1 protein-coding gene and 1 pseudogene are annotated in these 1,459 nt (G+C 54.6%); one reads left to right on the top strand and one right to left on the bottom strand.

Features of this window, described 5'->3' with window-relative positions; genetic code table 11:
- Nucleotides 1-732 (top strand): type IIL restriction-modification enzyme MmeI (locus ACTG9Q_RS32940; protein WP_455576857.1); only part of this gene is annotated, 732 nt, incomplete at its 5' end.
- Between the two features lies 1 nt (nucleotide 733).
- Here the strand turns inward: ACTG9Q_RS32940 and ACTG9Q_RS32935 are convergent.
- Nucleotides 734-1,459 (bottom strand): annotated as a pseudogene (locus ACTG9Q_RS32935) (hypothetical protein); the annotation flags it as partial.

Below are 1,459 nucleotides of genomic sequence, written 5' to 3'. Positions count from 1 at the left end.
GTAACTCACAGCAAGAATGCACGTGAGAAGTGGTGGCTGTACGAGAGAAGCCGTCCTCAACTCTACGCTGCTATCGCTGGCCTTGATCGTGTCCTGGTGGTAGCACGCGTCAGTAAGACAGCCCTTCCCGTGTTCGTGCGTACAGGGCAAGTAATCAGCGAGGCAGCGGTTATCTTTGCTACCGATAATGTTGCAGACCTCGCGCTGCTCAGCAGTGGCTTCCACTACAGTTGGGCCATTGCGCGAGGTTCTAGCCTCAAAGGTGACCTTCGATATACCCCATCCGACATTTACGAGACGCTACCGCGCCCCACTATCACGACCTGGGCGAAAAATGCAGGTGCCGTACTCGATGAAGCGCGAAGAGATATTATGAGCGAGCGACAGATTGGATTGACCAAACTCTACAACATGGTCCATGACATTTCTGTCACAGACCCAGACATTGCAACCCTTAGGGATGTTCATGTAAATATTGATGAGGCCATATCTGACGCGTACAAATTTGGCGTTTTCCCCCTGCATCACGGGTTCCATCAGACCGAGCGAGGAGTTCGGTTCACTGTCGCCCCTTCTGTGCGGACTGAAGTATTGGACCGCCTCCTTGCGCTTAATCACGCCCAACATGCCTCCGTCAGAGTGCCGGAGAAGTCGATTGAAGAAGCGACGACCGAGTCGCGGAAGGATGCGATGAACCGCCTCTCGCCAGGGCATAAGGGTATGCTCTTCTGATCTAAATGTTAAACAGGGCGTTCTCTGCCGAGTTGTTGGCAACCGCATTGCATGCAGCTAGTTGCTTCTTCGCAGTAGGCGAACCCCTGTCTGCAAGATGCTCATACTGCGTATGGTTAAGTTCGAGAAGTCGGTCCAATATTTCAGTTCTCACTGCGGAGTCGAAGGTGAACCGGACCCCTTGTCCGGTGTGGCGGAACCCGGGATCTAGGCTTAGATCGGTCCACCCGTAAGCCTCGGCCACCGCCTGATCCAGATTGGAATGAACCTCTCGAAGAGTTCGGATATCATCGTCCACAACAGAGTTGTCGTGAACCATGTTGTAAAGCTTTGTCAATCCCACCTGTCGGTCGATCATGATTGTGCGGCGCGCCGTGTCGAGCATCACCCCTGCTTCTTTCATGCGAACCGTGAGAGCGGGCTGCGGCAACGTTTCATAGATGTCGGAGGGTGAATAGTTGAGATCCGCCTTCATTGTTGATGAGTTTCGCCATGCCCAGGAAGTGTGGAATGTGCTGGAAAGCAAGGCGAGGTCCGCCGCCTGATCGCCGACAAAGACGCCGAGCTTGTGTGCCAAGACTTGACGTGCTGGCACTCTCGCAGGCATAACGGTCTTGCTGACGAGTGCTACCACCAGGACACGATCAAAGTCAGCGATAGCAGCGTAGAGGCGAGGTGCCCGCTCCGCGTATTGCCACCATCTGTCGCGTCGCGCGGGTCGGTTGTT

Source organism: Actinokineospora lacus (assembly GCF_053813445.1).
This window is presented reverse-complemented; position numbering and strand designations above follow the sequence as displayed.